Origin of the sequence: Pseudoduganella guangdongensis (assembly GCF_009857475.1) — a bacterium.
Lineage (GTDB): Bacteria > Pseudomonadota > Gammaproteobacteria > Burkholderiales > Burkholderiaceae_D > Rugamonas > Rugamonas guangdongensis.
Genome location: NZ_WWCJ01000002.1, coordinates 139,660 through 154,020, shown reverse-complemented (window position 1 = coordinate 154,020; position 14,361 = coordinate 139,660). Strand labels below are relative to the sequence as shown.

General features: G+C 62.7%; 21 protein-coding genes, 1 tRNA gene and 1 pseudogene. 14 read left to right on the top strand and 9 right to left on the bottom strand.

Annotation, left to right across the window (positions count from 1 at the left end; translation table 11 throughout):
* Positions 1–4 precede the first annotated feature (4 nt).
* The 3 genes from GTP41_RS03255 (at position 5) to GTP41_RS03245 (ending at position 2,029) form a co-directional block, all read left to right on the top strand.
* Positions 5–796, top strand: a complete 792-nt coding sequence (locus tag GTP41_RS03255; RefSeq protein WP_161024129.1) for a DUF2491 family protein — start codon at positions 5–7, stop codon at positions 794–796.
* Between the two features lie 38 nt (positions 797–834).
* The gene (locus GTP41_RS03250; protein WP_161024128.1) at positions 835–1,605 is read left to right on the top strand and encodes a hypothetical protein; all 771 of its coding nucleotides are present in this window, start codon (positions 835–837) and stop codon (positions 1,603–1,605) included.
* Positions 1,606–1,750: 145 nt separating this feature from the next.
* The gene (locus tag GTP41_RS03245) at positions 1,751–2,029 is read left to right on the top strand and encodes an HP0495 family protein (protein ID WP_161024127.1); all 279 of its coding nucleotides are present in this window, start codon (positions 1,751–1,753) and stop codon (positions 2,027–2,029) included.
* Here GTP41_RS03245 and gcvA read toward each other — a convergent pair.
* Positions 2,013–2,906 (bottom strand): transcriptional regulator GcvA, encoded by an 894-nt coding sequence (gene gcvA / locus GTP41_RS03240; RefSeq protein WP_161024126.1) that lies wholly within the window; start codon positions 2,904–2,906, stop codon positions 2,013–2,015. The two genes, GTP41_RS03245 and gcvA, sit on opposite strands and share 17 nt — an antisense overlap.
* A gap of 105 nt (positions 2,907–3,011) precedes the next feature.
* Here gcvA and yfcF point away from each other — a divergent pair, with 105 nt between their 5' ends.
* From yfcF to lipA, 3 genes are all read left to right on the top strand, one after another.
* Entirely contained in the window at positions 3,012–3,641 is a 630-nt protein-coding gene (gene yfcF, locus GTP41_RS03235) for a glutathione transferase (protein ID WP_161024125.1), read from the top strand.
* A gap of 86 nt (positions 3,642–3,727) precedes the next feature.
* Positions 3,728–4,396, top strand: a complete 669-nt coding sequence (gene lipB / locus GTP41_RS03230) for a lipoyl(octanoyl) transferase LipB (RefSeq protein ID WP_161024124.1) — start codon at positions 3,728–3,730, stop codon at positions 4,394–4,396.
* Between the two features lie 9 nt (positions 4,397–4,405).
* Positions 4,406–5,362 (top strand): lipoyl synthase, encoded by a 957-nt coding sequence (gene lipA, locus GTP41_RS03225; protein ID WP_161024123.1) that lies wholly within the window; start codon positions 4,406–4,408, stop codon positions 5,360–5,362.
* An 18-nt stretch (positions 5,363–5,380) separates the two neighbouring features.
* Here the strand turns inward: lipA and GTP41_RS27765 are convergent, their stop codons facing one another.
* Positions 5,381–5,545 (bottom strand): STY0301 family protein, encoded by a 165-nt coding sequence (locus GTP41_RS27765; RefSeq protein ID WP_308700827.1) that lies wholly within the window; start codon positions 5,543–5,545, stop codon positions 5,381–5,383.
* Positions 5,491–5,787 carry a BPSL0067 family protein gene (locus tag GTP41_RS03220; RefSeq protein WP_229502721.1) on the bottom strand — a complete coding sequence of 99 codons (297 nt, stop codon included), beginning with the start codon at positions 5,785–5,787 and terminating at the stop codon, positions 5,491–5,493. The genes GTP41_RS27765 and GTP41_RS03220 overlap by 55 nt, the downstream gene beginning before the upstream one ends.
* 48 nt (positions 5,788–5,835) lie before the next feature.
* Between GTP41_RS03220 and GTP41_RS03215 the strand changes: the two genes are divergently transcribed.
* Genes GTP41_RS03215 through GTP41_RS03205 form a run of 3 tightly spaced genes read left to right on the top strand, consistent with a single transcriptional unit; the run spans position 5,836 to position 7,643 of the window.
* Positions 5,836–6,393 carry a hypothetical protein gene (locus GTP41_RS03215; protein WP_161024121.1) on the top strand — a complete coding sequence of 186 codons (558 nt, stop codon included), beginning with the start codon at positions 5,836–5,838 and terminating at the stop codon, positions 6,391–6,393.
* Between the two features lie 31 nt (positions 6,394–6,424).
* Complete coding sequence (locus tag GTP41_RS03210; RefSeq protein WP_161024120.1) at positions 6,425–6,976, top strand: YdeI/OmpD-associated family protein; 552 nt, start codon at positions 6,425–6,427, stop codon at positions 6,974–6,976.
* Position 6,977: 1 nt separating this feature from the next.
* Positions 6,978–7,643 (top strand): hypothetical protein, encoded by a 666-nt coding sequence (locus GTP41_RS03205; protein WP_161024119.1) that lies wholly within the window; start codon positions 6,978–6,980, stop codon positions 7,641–7,643.
* On the opposite strand, the gene GTP41_RS03200 is transcribed toward GTP41_RS03205, so the two are convergent.
* A complete protein-coding gene (locus GTP41_RS03200) occupies positions 7,644–7,901 on the bottom strand; it encodes a DUF6966 domain-containing protein (RefSeq protein WP_161024118.1) in 258 nt (85 codons plus the stop codon).
* Positions 7,902–8,055: 154 nt separating this feature from the next.
* On the opposite strand from GTP41_RS03200, the gene GTP41_RS03195 reads away from it, so the two are divergent.
* From GTP41_RS03195 to GTP41_RS03190, 3 genes and pseudogenes are all read left to right on the top strand, one after another.
* Positions 8,056–8,472, top strand: a complete 417-nt coding sequence (locus GTP41_RS03195; protein ID WP_161024117.1) for a PaaI family thioesterase — start codon at positions 8,056–8,058, stop codon at positions 8,470–8,472.
* Between the two features lie 2 nt (positions 8,473–8,474).
* Positions 8,475–8,894, top strand: a pseudogene (locus GTP41_RS27295) (group I truncated hemoglobin); the annotation flags it as partial.
* Positions 8,892–9,755: a DUF3034 family protein gene (locus GTP41_RS03190; protein ID WP_229502728.1), complete on the top strand. Its 864-nt coding sequence runs from the start codon at positions 8,892–8,894 to the stop codon at positions 9,753–9,755. The pseudogene GTP41_RS27295 and the gene GTP41_RS03190, both read left to right, overlap by 3 nt.
* Here GTP41_RS03190 and GTP41_RS03185 read toward each other — a convergent pair.
* Genes GTP41_RS03185 through GTP41_RS03165 form a run of 5 tightly spaced genes read right to left on the bottom strand, consistent with a single transcriptional unit; the run spans position 9,752 to position 13,208 of the window.
* Positions 9,752–10,264, bottom strand: a complete 513-nt coding sequence (locus GTP41_RS03185) for a TlpA disulfide reductase family protein (RefSeq protein WP_161024116.1) — start codon at positions 10,262–10,264, stop codon at positions 9,752–9,754. The genes GTP41_RS03190 and GTP41_RS03185 overlap by 4 nt on opposite strands.
* Before the next feature lie 6 nt (positions 10,265–10,270).
* The gene (locus GTP41_RS03180; RefSeq protein WP_229502720.1) at positions 10,271–10,897 is read right to left on the bottom strand and encodes a BON domain-containing protein; all 627 of its coding nucleotides are present in this window, start codon (positions 10,895–10,897) and stop codon (positions 10,271–10,273) included.
* Entirely contained in the window at positions 10,890–11,486 is a 597-nt protein-coding gene (locus tag GTP41_RS03175; protein ID WP_161024114.1) for a phosphoheptose isomerase, read from the bottom strand. Before GTP41_RS03175 ends, GTP41_RS03180 begins: the two co-directional genes overlap by 8 nt.
* Positions 11,487–11,544: 58 nt before the next feature.
* Positions 11,545–11,901: a YraN family protein gene (locus tag GTP41_RS03170; protein ID WP_161024113.1), complete on the bottom strand. Its 357-nt coding sequence runs from the start codon at positions 11,899–11,901 to the stop codon at positions 11,545–11,547.
* Positions 11,901–13,208 carry a penicillin-binding protein activator gene (locus GTP41_RS03165; RefSeq protein WP_229502719.1) on the bottom strand — a complete coding sequence of 436 codons (1,308 nt, stop codon included), beginning with the start codon at positions 13,206–13,208 and terminating at the stop codon, positions 11,901–11,903. The genes GTP41_RS03170 and GTP41_RS03165 overlap by 1 nt, the downstream gene beginning before the upstream one ends.
* 10 nt (positions 13,209–13,218) lie before the next feature.
* Here GTP41_RS03165 and rsmI point away from each other — a divergent pair, with 10 nt between their 5' ends.
* Positions 13,219–14,121 (top strand): 16S rRNA (cytidine(1402)-2'-O)-methyltransferase, encoded by a 903-nt coding sequence (gene rsmI / locus GTP41_RS03160; protein ID WP_161024112.1) that lies wholly within the window; start codon positions 13,219–13,221, stop codon positions 14,119–14,121.
* Between the two features lie 134 nt (positions 14,122–14,255).
* Positions 14,256–14,332: transfer RNA gene (locus tag GTP41_RS03155), tRNA-Pro, on the top strand.
* Positions 14,333–14,361 lie beyond the last annotated feature (29 nt).

The following is a 14,361-nucleotide window of genomic DNA, read 5'->3' as shown; positions in this document are numbered from 1 at the left end:
AGGAATGGGCTGGAAAGACGCTATCGATTACCTGCGCAGCGGCGCCAAACGCCGTGCAGCGGAGGGCGACGCGCCGCAAGCCGAAGACCGCGCCCTGCCGCTCGGCGCCCGCATCGGCAGCCTGGTGAACCTGCAAATGTCGCCCTTGCTGCGCGCCAGCGGCAACGGCTCCCTGGTCGCGCTGCCGGACGCGGAAGACACGCGCATCCTCGCCATCTCCCAGTTCAAGCTGTCGATGGCCGGACGCATCTACCGCTACTACCTGGCCAAGGGCGACGCGGACCAGCGCGAAAAGTTCCTCCAGCTGTATGTGGACGAACACGATGCCGTGCAGGAAATCCTGTACTGCAGCCAGCTGGTGCGCGTGATCCCCACCACCGCCGAGGACCAGGACGCCTACACCGGCGCCGCCGGCTGCGGCCTGGGCGACCTGAACTTCGCCCTGTGGCGCGCCCAGCTCGAAGACAGCGGTTACGCCGCGCCCGAACTGGCCAGTGCCTTCGGCGCCGACGAAGCGCTGGACTACGAGCGCGACGTGGGCGACCCCGAGGCCGGCTTCGTCCCGCCCTTCAGCGGCACCGAAACCCGCATCGACGACGCGAGCGGCATGCAGGGACTGAAGCAGGAGCTGTACTTCATGCCCTACGCCCGCCGCTTGGGCGATGGCAGCAAAGAATATCTGCTGGTCACGACGGAGATTCTCCACAGCGTGAACGGCGATGCAAGGAAACGCGGGATACACGTCGATTTTGTCGTGGCCATCCCGGTTGAGCAGGAACGGCTGGTCATCCAGTAAATGGCCACCGCATATAAACCACTGAAAGGATAGAGAAAATGAGCAACTCGAACGGCTGGTCCCTGACTGCACGACTGATTTCCAAACACTTTGGCGCCCTGGGCGACCGCGTCTCGGAAGCCATCGCCAGTTTTGACCCGGAAACGGCAACCGAGGCCGACCGCGACCGCCTGGCCGACACCCTGCGCAGCGCCGCGCAAAAGCTGGCCCAGGCCCGCGCCGCCTTCAACAAGGAACGCGACGACGTGGTGCGCCTGCGCAAGCTGATCGCCACCGACGAACAGGCCACCACCACCCTGGCCGAGCGCCTGGCCGCCGGCCAGATCTCGGAAGCGACCATCAACCTGTTCTGCGACGAGCTGGAAGCCAACAAGACCCGCCTGCCGCAGGAAATCCAGGAAGAAGCCGACGCTCAAGCCTATATGGACGAGCTGCAAAAGATCGTCGACGCCCTGTCGCAGCAGTTGGCCGACTTCGACGCCGCCGCCAAGAAAGCGATGCAAGCCCTGGCCCAGGCCAAGGCCCAGCGCGACCTGCAGGAAGTGCGCGCCGAACGCCAGAGCCAGCTTGCCAGCCTGTCCGGCATGCGCGGCAACACCAGCGCCCTGAACGCCCTGACCAAGCGCGCCCAGTCGATCGCCAACGAAGCCGAAGGCATGAAGATCGTCTCCGACATCGGCCAGCGCCCCTACGACCAGGCCGCCGAAATCGAAGCGATCCGCAAATCCGTCACCAACCCTGTGAATGGCAACGAATCCGCCCTGGAACGCCTGCAACGCCTGTCCAACAAGGCCCCCGCCACCGCATAAGCCCCAACCGATAGCGGCGCGCCCTGCGCGCCAGCTCCAGGGTTGAAAAGTAGCCCCACGGAGCCATATACGTAACGAGGTAAAATGGAACCCGGCGCACTCGCACCGCGCCGGGTCTTTTTTTTGTTACAAGATTGGAATAAACATGACGAATCCCATCCCACCTGAAGAGTCTCTCATCGAGTACCCGAGCGACTTCCCGATCAAGGTGATGGGCGCCACCCACGACGCCTTCGCCGCGACCATTATCGAAGTGGTGGTTGCGCACGACCCGACTTTCCACGAAGGCAAAATGGAAACGCGTCCTTCCACCAAGGGCACCTACACCAGCCTGACCGTGACGGTGCGCGCCACCAGCCGTGAGCAGCTGGACAATATCTACCGCGCGCTGTCCGGCCACCCGATGGTCAAGATGGTGTTGTAAGCAGCTGGCTGCGGGCGATTTCCGCCTTCAGCCAGTCGCGGAACGCCCGCACCTGCGGCTTCTGCAGGGCGCCGGGCGGACTGACCAGGTAATAATCATCCGGGCACGGCGTGGCGATATCGAACAGTCGCACCAGCTGGCCCGACGCAATTTCCTGCATCGCCACCACATGCCGCACCAGCGCCACCCCGTCGCCATCGACGGCGGAACGGATCAGCATCGACAAATCCTCGAACATCACGCCGCCGGAAGGCTCCGGCAGTGCCAATCCGGCCGCGCGGAACCATGGCAGCCAGGGTTCATTCGAACGCAGTAAAGTGGCGTTCGCCAAATCCTGTGGATAAGCAGGCAGTTGTCCACCGCGATAGCGAGGACTCACTACCGGATAGTAAATCTCGCCAATCAGCCGCTCCACATCCAGCCCCGGATACTTGCCGCGCCCGAAGCGGATGCCGACATCGATCCCCTCCCGCACCAGATCCTGCAGCTGTCCGCTGGCCTGCAGAATCACCTCGATATTCGGATTCTGCTCGATGAATTGCCCCAGCCGCGGCGCCAGCCAGCGCGCCGCAAACGACGGGATGGCCGTCACGCTCAGGCGCTGCACGCCCTCCGCCGGCCGCAATTCCGCCGCCCCATCCGCCAGCTCCGCCAGGCAGCGCGCCACGGTGGACGCATAGCGCCGCGCCTCCGGCGTGGCTGTCACCTGCCGCCCATTGCGCACAAACAGCTGCACACCCAGCTCCTCCTCCAGCCCGCGCACCTGGTGGCTGATGGCGCCGTGCGTCAGGCACAGCTCCGCCGCCGCCCGCGAAAAGTTTTCGTGGCGGACCGCCGCCTCAAAGGCGCGCAGGGCGGATAAGTTCGGCAAACGCATATCGATGTGAGGAAAAGTAACAAGTCCAATGAAAATATATCGTTTTGGCAAGCACGATGCAAGGCATACCATGTGAGAAAACCTAACCAAAGCCGGAGCCGCGCCATGAGCCTCAAACTGTATGTGGACAGCCAGTTCACCAGCCCTTACGCCATTTCCGCCTTCGTCGCCCTGCGCGAGAAGGGCCTCGATTTCGAGCTGGAGACCGTCGACCTGGACGCCGGCAAGAACAAGGAACTGTCGTATACCGGCAAGGCCCTGACCGGCCGCGTGCCCTGCCTGGTGCACAACGACTTCATGCTGACCGAATCCAGCGCCATTACCGAATACCTGGACGAGATGTTCCCGGCCCCCGAGCACCGCGCCTTGTACCCGGTGCTGCCGCAGAAGCGCGCCATCGCGCGCCAGATCCAGGCCTGGGTGCGGAGCGACCTGGGCGCGCTGCGGGAAGAACGCAGCACCTACACCGTGTTCTACAAACGTGCCGAACAGCCGCTATCCCCCGCCGCCCAGGCGGCGGCGGACAAGCTGGTGCACCTGGCGGAACGCGTGATCGACGGCCCCTACCTGTTCGGCCGCTGGTGCATCGCCGATACCGACCTGGCCATCATGCTGAGCCGCCTGGTGATGAACGGCGATCCGGTGCCGCAAAAGCTCAAGGATTACGTCGCCCACCAATGGCAGCGCGACTCGCTGCAAGATTGGCTAAAGAACATTAATCTGATGCCAGCTTAAGGAAATCGGCATAAAACTGCTTAGTCATTAAGCAGTGAAAGGGCTGGGCCGGTATAATGGCGGGGCTTTTCCCGACCTGTAGCCCTATGCCTATCCAGCCGGCGGTGATCCGCCATCTCGGCCAAGCCGATTACGAGCCTACGTTTGCAGCCATGCGCGCCTTCACTGATGCGCGTACGGAAGACACGCCCGACGAACTCTGGATCGTCGAGCACCCGCCCGTCTATACCCTTGGCCTGGGCGCGGATCGCGGCCACCTGCTGGCCGGCGCCACCTCCATCCCCTGCGTGCAGACCGACCGCGGCGGCGAAGTGACTTACCACGGCCCCGGCCAAGTCGTGATCTACCTGATGATGGACCTGCGCCGCAACAAGCCGGGCGGCAAGCTGTTCGCCCGCCAGTTCGTCAACAAGATCGAGCAGGCGATCATCAATGTGCTGGCCGCGTATAATCTCGACGGTGAGCGCGTGGAAGGCGCGCCAGGCATCTACATGTCCGGCGGCCCGAAAAAAGGCGCCAAGATCGCCGCGCTGGGATTGAAGGTGCGCGGCAATGGCTGCACCTATCACGGCGTGTCCCTGAATGTGGACATGGACCTGGCGCCATTCAGCTGGATTAACCCTTGCGGCTATGCCGGCCTGGAAACGGTCGACATGCGCACCGTGGGCGTGATCGCCCCATTGGCCGACGTGCAGCAGGCACTGGCGGACGAACTGGTCCTCCAGCTGCAGGTGGCCGAACCCGAATTAACCTGAAAGTAGCTTATGACTTACAACCCAAGCGACAAGCAAAAAGGCGCCGACAAGACTTCCCGCATCCCGATCAAGATCATCCCGATCGAGCAGGCGGAGCGCCTGAAGAAGCCGGAGTGGATTCGCGTCAAAGCGGCATCGGCCTCTTCCCGCTTCTACGAGATCAAGGACATCCTGCGCGAAAACAAGCTGGTGACCGTGTGCGAAGAAGCGAGCTGCCCGAATATCGGCGAATGCTTCGGCAAGGGTACTGCTACCTTCATGATCATGGGCGACAAGTGCACCCGCCGCTGCCCGTTCTGCGACGTGGGCCATGGCCGTCCTGACCCGCTGGACTCCCAGGAGCCGCAAAACCTGGCCAACACCATCGCCAAGCTGCGCCTGTCCTACGTGGTGATCACCTCGGTGGACCGCGACGACCTGCGCGACGGCGGCGCCGCCCACTTCGTCGAGTGCATCACCAAGACCAAGGAACTGTCGCCTAAGACCCAGGTTGAAGTGCTGGTGCCGGACTTCCGCGGCCGCCTGGAAAAAGCGCTGGACATCTTCGCCGGCGGCCTGCCGGACGTGATGAACCACAACCTGGAAACCGTGCCGCGCCTGTACAAGGAAGCGCGCCCAGGCGCCGACTACGAACACTCGCTGAAGCTGCTGAAAGACTTCAAGGCACGCTACCCGCACGTCAAGACCAAGTCCGGCCTGATGGTCGGCCTGGGCGAGACCGACGAAGAGATCCTGCAAGTGATGCGCGACATGCGCGAGCACGATATCGACATGCTGACCATCGGCCAATACCTGGCGCCGTCCAACAGCCACCTGCCGGTGCGCCGTTACGTGCACCCGGACGTGTTCAAGATGTTCGAAGACGAAGCCTACAAGATGGGCTTCGCCCACGCCGCGGTTGGCGCCATGGTGCGTTCCTCGTACCACGCCGACGTGCAGGCGCATAACGTCCTCGAGCAGGCGTAATCCCCTCTCCGAACGTGTTCAGCGGCATTCAACGCTGAACACGTTCTGTCCCGCTTTTCCGCCTTTCTTTCCTTCGATGGTGCAAACAGTAATGCTGTCATCCAGCCGCCTGGAAAGCACAATCTCGTTCAGCATGCCGTAACTGCATTGCAGCCACTTCCCTTCAGGGTAAGGCCCGTGCAAATCGTACCCTTAAGCTGGCCAAGCCGTTCCGGCGGCCCATCGCTTATCGCGACCGAGTGCAGGTAAAGCGGCGCGGCAATGTACGGCCGCCAGCCGCCGGCTACACCCTGGTCAACCACATAGATGCCGCCCGCATCCTGCCCGAGATAGAAAGCTGCATGATTGCCATGCGGGCGGTTCGGATAGCGACCATTCACAAAGGTGGCGATTGCCGTTCCTGGCGACAGGCTTTTGTTACCCATGACTTGATCGCCTTTGCGCCAAGCAGAGGTGATGCCTTCAGCAAGTTGATGGCCGCACTCCATTGCTTGCTGTTGGCTAGCGTGGCGAGTGCGGCGGCGCGGTCGCCTCGGTTGCTGCGCGACCCGTTGCTCGGCTTGCGCTTTGACCGCACGCTCGCCAAACTAGAACGCGTTTCACCACATTTGCTTGCGCCATGTCCGACGCTGGTTGACCGTGAGAGCATCAAGAGCAACTGGTACGTTTTCGCCATGGCGCGGACAGCGAACGCGGAGACCTACTATCTTGTCGGCGGCTACTCGGTTCGTACGCCTCCATTCTCACCGGAGATTCCTCAATACGAGCACGACGATGCTGGCGTCATATTCAGCATCTCAGGCGAACGCTGCATCGTGTTCGAGGCGCCTGCGCGCTCCATGTTCGAACCGCATCTGACAGGTGAAATATCGGAGCCGATCCTGCTGGCGCTGGCAAGCGACCACACACTGTGCATGGTGCAGGCGTTTCAGGGGCCACGCCCATTGCGGGCCGCGATGCGCAAGCAGCGGATATTGATCCCGGCGCTGCCTCGACCATTGCGTGAGGCGTATTCGGCCATTTTGAAGTAGCATTGTCGCCAACAAAAATACGGAGGCGGACATGGCTGAACATCGGTGGCACGAAGAGTTTGAAGCATTGCGCAAGATCGTCCTCGCTACGCATTTGAACGAGGAAACCAAGTGGGGCTGCGCCTGCTTTACCTATAACGATAGCAACGTGGTGCTGATCCACGGTTTCAAGGAGTACTGCGCCCTGCTGTTCTTCAAGGGCTCGCTGATGCAGGACCCGGAAAACATCCTGGTGCAGCAAACTGCCAACGTGCAAGCCGGGCGCCAGCTGCGCTTCAGCGGCATCGCCGATATCAAGCGGCAAGCGAAGATCATCAAAGCCTACATTGAAGAAGCTATTGCCATCGAAAAGTCCGGTGCCAAGGTGGAATTCAAGGACACCAGCGATTTCCCAATGGCGGAAGAATTCCTGCAAAAGCTGGATGAGCACCCGGCCCTGGCGGAAGCCTTCTATGCCCTGACCCCGGGCCGCCAGCGCGGCTACCTGCTGCACTTCTCGTCCGCCAAGCAAGCCAAGACGCGCGAATCCCGCGTGGCGAAATGCATGCCGCAAATCCTGGCCGGCAAAGGGCTGGACGACTGATATGCACTTGAAAAACATCTGGGCGTTGGCCCTGCTGTGCGCCGTATTCTCCGCCAGCGCCGCGCCACCCTTGCCAATGCCTTCCCGCACGGACCCGGTGAAGCCTGGCTCCATGGCCGAGTTGCGGGGACGGGTCAGCGACCTGAATCGCGTGATCGGCAGCTACCCGCCGCGCATTCAGAACGACCGTCAGCGTGAAGAAGTCTATGGGCAGTGGACGGAAACTCTGCGGCAAGCCTGGCAGATCGAGAACCAGATGCCGCAGGACGAGGCAACGCTGGCGCTACTGGCAGACCTGTACCGGCAGGGGCATAACCTGGATGTTTCCGGCGCCGACCGCAAGGCCATCGAAACCCTGGACAAGTGCCTGGCGCGCTACGCTGATTCGACCAAATGCCACCTGACCGCATCCTACTTCTACCTGTCGATCAACCCGCAGTACGCGCCCAAGGGCGAAGCAAGCCTGATGCGTCTGCGCGAGTTGATGAAGACGCAGGCGAATCCGGAAATTGAACGCGGTTTGGTGTTCGCCTACCTGTACCAGCAGAAGCTGGACCTGGCGCTAAAGCAGATCGACCACTACCTGACCCTGGCCCCGAACGATGAACACATGCGCAAGATGCGCGACGGCATCGCTCGCAAGGCGATCGAGGTCAAGCACCTGTAGTCAATGCGTGGTGCGCTTGCCGTAGCAGAGGGTGTAGAGCTGCGTGCGCAGGTCGCTGAACTCCTCGTCCAGTTGCAAATCGCTGATGGAACCGGCCCCGCCGAAGTAGTGCAGGATCTCGCCCTTGGCGGCCGAGCAATCGAAGGCGCTCAAGGTGCGGGCACGGTGCAGCAGGCGGGCCCAGTCTTCCTGATGGCCTTGCGCCAGCTTCACTTCCATGCGCTGCACGATGGCAGACAGTTGCTCTCTTTCGTTCATAGGTCATTCTCCGTAAGTTAATCGGTTGAATCCACCTTGTGAGCTTCTGGTCTTGCCTGCAGACCTGGCCCTTGTGAGGCAGGTCGCGCAACTATAAGCATACCCTGTTTCCGGCTGCTATGATTCACCAACTGTAACGGAGACCCATGCCCCCATGAAGTTCGACCTCGAAAAACTCAACCAGCTGACCCACAACAACCTGACCGGCCACCTTGGCGTGCGCGTCACCGGCGCCTCGGAAGGCGAATTGCAGGCCGAAATCGACATCGCCCAGCACCACCTGGCGCCCAACGGCTACCTGCATGCCGGCACCGTGGTCACGCTGGCCGACACCGCCTGTGGTTTCGGCTGCATTGCCAACCTGCCCGAAGGCGGGCAGAATTTCACCACCATTGAGCTCAAATCGAACCACCTCGGCACCGCGCGCGAAGGCACAATTGCCGTCGCCGCCAAGATGGTCCATGGCGGCCGCACCACCCAGGTGTGGGACGCCACCGTCACCAACAAGGCGACCGGCAAAGCGATTGCCCTGTTCCGTTGTACGCAAATGATCCTTTACCCGAAAGGCTGAACATGCGAAAACTCCTTGGTGCAAGCCTGCTGGCCACCGTTTTCATGGCGCCGGCTGTCGCCCAGACGCCCTATACCGACGATGCGGTCTACCGTGGCCTGGGTGGTACGGATGGCATTGTGAAGATCATCGATACCCTGTTCGAGATCACATTGGCCGACCCGCGCATCAAGGAGACTTTCGACGGCTTCGACATCCCCGTGGTCAAGGCGCGCCTGGTGGAGCAGGTTTGCGAGTTCGCCGGCGGCCCGTGCAAATACACGGGCAAGTACAAGGACCGCGACATGAAGACGGTCCACGAGGACATGAAGCTGAACAATATGCACTTCAACGCGCTGGCAGAGGACCTGCAAATCGCGATGGAGCGCCACAACGTGCCCACCAGCGTCTCCAACAAGCTGATCGCCAAGCTGGCCCCCATGCAGCGCGATATCGTGACGGCCGGCGGCGGCACGCCCTCCGCCCAGCCCGACCACGGCAAATTCATCGCCACCGGCGGCGTCAGCACGGTGGAAGGCGTGGGCGGCGGCGGCATCGTGCCGTGGGCGTTGATCACCGGCTACGGCACGCGCGACAGCTGGGGCGCCAGCGCCTTCGCCACCCGCGTGGATACCCAGGACTACAGCCTGAACACCTTTGGCGCAGCAGTCGGCATCGGAGACCGCGTCGAGGTATCGCTGGCGCGGCAGGAATTCAAAGGCGACCTGGCGCCGCTCGACCAGCTGAACATCAAGCAGGACATCTTCGGCGTGAAACTGAAGCTGGCGGGCGACGCGGTGTATCAGCAGGACAGCTGGATGCCGCAAATCGCCATCGGCCTGCAGCATAAGAAGAATAAGGGCGTTGGTGGTCTGGGCGCGCTGGGCGTCACCAACGTCAAGCAGCTGGGCGCCAAGTCCGACCGCGGCACCGACTTCTACATCGCCGCCACCAAAGTGCTGTTCGAGCAAAGCTTGCTGGTGAACGGCACGCTGCGCTCTACCAAGGCAAACCAGATGGGCATCCTCGGCTTCGGCGGCGACAAGGAAAGCAGCCGCCGCATCATGCCTGAGCTGTCGGTCGGCTACCTATTGACGCGTAAGCTGGTGCTGGGCGCCGAATACCGCCGCAAGCCGCACAACCTTGGTGTGGATAACGAAAAGGCCTATAAGGACATTTTCCTGGCCTGGGTGCCGAACCGTCACTTCTCGCTGACGGCCGCCTACGCCCACCTGGGAACGATCACGGTCTTCAACCCGAAAACCCAGCGCGGCGCCTACCTGTCCGCGCAGGCCGCGTTCTAGCTCTTCAGGTTCTTTTCCAGCAGCGCGTGCAGGCTTGGGAAGTCGACTTTGCCCAGGTAGCGCTTGATGATGTTGCCGTCTTTGTCGACGACGAAGACGGTTGGCGTCATCTTGACGTCGCCCCAGGCCTTGGCGGCTTCGCCACTCACGTCCAGCGCGACCTTGAACGGCAGCTTGCGTGTTTCGGTGAAGTTGACCACGTAATTGGGGGCGTCGTACTGCATGGCCACGGCCACATACTCCAGGCCCTGGCCCTTGTACTTGTCGTAGGTCTTGACCATGTCCGGCATCTCGGCCACGCAGGTGGTGCACGAGGTGGCCCAGAAATTGACCATGAATACCTTGCCCTTCAGGCTCTCAGGCGTGATCTTTTCCCCTTTGATGCCGAGGAAAGTGACCGCAGGCGCGGCCTGGTGCTTGTTCAGCGACTGATAAGCGGTGAAGCCGATGCCGGCGATAACGGCCAGCGCTATCAACGGTTTAATCCATGCCCGGGAGCCGGTACTCATGATGTTTTAGCCTTGCGTTGCCGGGGCGGGCTGGTACTGCTTCCACTCGTCCTCGGAAATATACTCGAACACTTTCACCACCTTGGTCACGCCGGCCACGCCGCGCGCGATATCGGCCGCTTGCGCGCCTTCGCGCTGGGTCACGCGGCCCATCAGGAACACGGCGCCCTTCTCGGTGACGACCTTGAAGCTGTTGGCCGAGATATCCTTGGCATCGGCCAGGCTCAGTTTGACCTTGGAGGTGATCAGCGCATCGTTGGAGCGCGAGGTGTAGCTGGAGGAGAAGCCCACTTCCAGCTCATTGGTGACGTTCACCACGCCTTCGATGGCGCGGATTTCGCGTTCCACCTTGGCCTTGGTTTCGTCATCCGGCACTTCGCCGGTCAGCAGCACGCGGCGGTTAAAGCTGTTCACGTTGACGTGGCTGCTCTTGCCGGCGACGTTCGGCAGCTTCAGCTCCGCCTTGACGACAATCGACTTGTCCTCGGTCTGGGCGCCAAAGGTGCGGCGGTCGGTCGCGGCGATGGTGCCGGCGACGGCGCCGCCAACCAGCAGCGGGGCGCAAGCGGACAGGGTGGTGCTGGCCAGGACGGCAGCAGCCACAGCCAGCGTCAGTGGACGCGCTTTACTCATTAACATCTCCTCCGAACAGGGCGACGTCGATACCGTCGCAAATGCAGTGAATGGTCAGCAGGTGGACTTCCTGGATACGCGCAGTACGGTCCGCCGGCACGCAGATATGCACATCGGCGTCGGTCAGCATCTTGCCGATTGCGCCGCCGCCTTTACCGGTCAGCGCCACGACACGCATTTCACGCTCCAGCGCCGCTTCGATTGCCGCCATCACGTTGGCCGAATTGCCCGAAGTGGAAATCGCCAGCAGGATGTCGCCAGCCTGGCCAAACGCCTGCACCTGCTTGGAGAAGATCTCGCGGTAGCTGTAGTCGTTGGCCACAGCGGTCAGGATGGAGGTGTCGGTTGCCAGCGAAATCGCCGGCAACGGGAAGCGTTCACGCTCGAAACGGCCTACCAGTTCCGCAGCAAAGTGCTGGGCATCGGCAGCCGATCCGCCGTTGCCGCAGGCCAGGATCTTGTTGCCGTTCGAGAGGGCGGAGAACATCAGTTCGACCGCTTGCGCGATTGGCTGCGCCAGGACGGTTGCGGACTGGATCTTGATTTCGGCACTTTCGTGGAAGTGCGAGAGGATGCGTTGATTAGTCATAGTGTGCGTAATTATAGTGCAGCGGCCTGCCGGGCCTCACAAGCGCTGTTAAAAATGCTTACATTTGGTCAATGATAGCGTTGCGCAGCCAGTTTATGCGCCCGCCGTCGATGGCGACAATGTCAATTCGACATGGCGGCAAGGGTTTGCAACGCAAGAGGTAAAACTGGGCGGCGCGCACGATGCGGCGCTTTTTGGCCGGGCTGATGCTGGCGGCGGCACCGCCGTAGAGCGGATTGTTGCGCTCCCGGACCTCCACAAAGACCAGGCTTGGCCCGTCGCGCATGATCAGGTCCAGCTCCCCCACCTTGCACAGGAAATTGCGCTCGACCAGGGTCAGGCCCTGTTGTTGCAGGTAGGCCAGGGCGCGCTCCTCGCCCTCATGGCCGATATCCTGCAGCTCGGTGCGCGCCATCAGCGAACGGGCGTCGGCACGCCGTTGCGGTATTCGGCCGGGACTTCGATGCGCTCAAACCAGGGCGGGCCCTGGCCGAAATCGACAGTCAGCTGGCCCGTCACCCCGTCCAGCTGGAAGCGGCGCTTCGGCTGGCGCGCGATTTCCCGCGCAATGCGGAAAGCGTCGATGCCCAGCGCATAGATGCGCTCCATATCCGCCCCCAGGCGCGCCTCGCCACGCGGCTCCGGCTGTGGATAAACCATCACCGCCGGGTGGTCGCGCTGCACCAGCCAGGGCAGGTCGAGCAGGCGCACCCCATCCATTTCCGGGCCGGGCAGGATGGTGCTGCGGCCCGGATTGAGCGACGAGGTGCCGTACATAGGGATCTCATTCAGCGGCGGCGTGGCCAGCGCGCTGCGCAACTGGCGCGCCTGGTCCGGATCGAGCGCCGCGAACAGCACGCCGGCCGGTTCGTTCTGCAAGCGCGCGCGCAGGGCGACCAGCTCCGCATCCTGCAGGTAGCCGTTCAGCGGGTTGAGTTCCTGACTGCGCGCTGTGAGGCCCAGGCGCTGCCATTGGGCCGAAATAGCCCCGGCGATGCGCTTTTGCCAGGCCGAATTCCCCGAAACGACCAGTGCCCGCGCTGACGGATGCTCGCGCGCCGCCCATTCGGCCACCTGGCGCGCCTCCTCCTCGATCGACAGGCCGATCACCAGCAATTGCGGCGGCAGGCGCGCCTCGCCGCGCAAATCCGGATGATTGAGTGCGATGGTCGGTTTGGCAACCTGCTGGCTGCCGGCGAGGGCCGTGACGGCGGAACGCGCCAGCGGGCCCACTATCATATCGTTCTGCTGCTGGGCCGCGACGTAGGCCGCCAGCACCTCCTGCGGCTGGTCGCTGGTTTCCACCAGGGTCACCTCAAAACCCTTGCGGTCGCGCTCCAGGGCCGCCATAAAGCCGGCGCGCAGCGCATCGGCCGCCCGCCCCAGTGCATCGGAATGCAGGGGCAGCAGCAGCGCGATGCGGTAAGGCGGCTGGTCGCCCGCCTCCCCGGCCGGCTGCGGGATGACCTGCATGATGCCTGACGGGCGCGGCGCATCCTGCGGTGGCACGGCGAAGGTCTCCACCACCACCTCCGGTTCCGCCGGCTTTGGCGGCGCCGCTTGCATCGGTGGCCTGGGAAGTGGCTGCGCGGCAGGCTCCGCACTTGTCACGGACGTAATTGGCGCGCACAATCGGCCCGGCGTGCCGCACGGCGCGCTGCAGGCGCTGGCCAGCATGGCCGCAACGCAGAGCAACAGATTGTTGATTTTATTTGGCAGCATCCTACCCCCAATGACAGCACAAGATTCCAGCCCGCTCGCCGGCTTGCCCATCCTCGGCGAGACCGTCCACCAGACCTATCCTACGGCATCTTTATACGTGGTGGCTACGCCAATTGGCAATGTTACCGACATTAGCCTGCGCGCCCTGCATGTGCTGTCGCTGGTCGACGCCGTTGCCTGCGAAGACACGCGCAACACGGCCCAGCTGATGAACCGCTTCGGCCTGCACAAGCCGCTGATCGCCGCCCACATGCACAACGAACGGGAAGCCGCCGAAGGACTGGTCGCCCGGCTGCAGGCCGGCGAGCGCATCGCCCTGGTGTCCGACGCCGGCACGCCCGCCGTATCCGACCCCGGCGCCCGCATTGTGGACGCCGTGCGCGCCGCCGGCCTGCGCGTGATCCCGCTGCCCGGCGCCTCCGCCGTGGTTGCCGCGCTGTCGGCCAGCGGCCTGGTGAACGACCAATTCCATTTTGTTGGATTTTTGCCATCCAAAGCCAAGCAACGCGAAGCCGTGCTGCAAGGGCTGGCCGGCGCTGCCGCCACGCTGGTGTTCTACGAAGCCCCGCACCGGATCATCGAATGCGCTCAGGCCCTGGCCGACGTCTTTGGTCCCCAGCGCCAGGTCGTCTTCGCCCGTGAAGTGACGAAATTGTTCGAACAGATCCACCGCTGCCCGCTGGGCGCAGCGGTCGCCTGGCTCAAATCCGATGCCAACCATGAAAAAGGCGAATTCGTCGTGCTGGTCGAAGGCGCTCCCCGCGCCGACGAAGGCCAGGACGCCGAAGCCGACCGCATCCTGCAGATCCTGCTGGCCGAGTTGCCCGTCAAACAAGCCGCCACCCTCGCCGCCCAAATCACCGGCAAGAAAAAGAACGCCCTCTACGACCGCGCCCTCGAGCTTAAGCAATAAATGTCCACTTCGGGGTCAGGAAGAAATGAGGACATTCCCTGCAGGAATGTCCTCATTTCTTCCTGACCCCGAAGTGGACATTTTTAAATTGGGGGTTGACGGCCACGGGGCCAGCTTGTATTATCTTGCTTCTTCGGAGTGTAGCGCAGCCCGGTAGCGCATCTGCTTTGGGAGCAGAGGGTCCAAGGTTCGAATCCTTGTACTCCGACCAAGTTTCAGAAAAAAGACCTGCATTCGTGC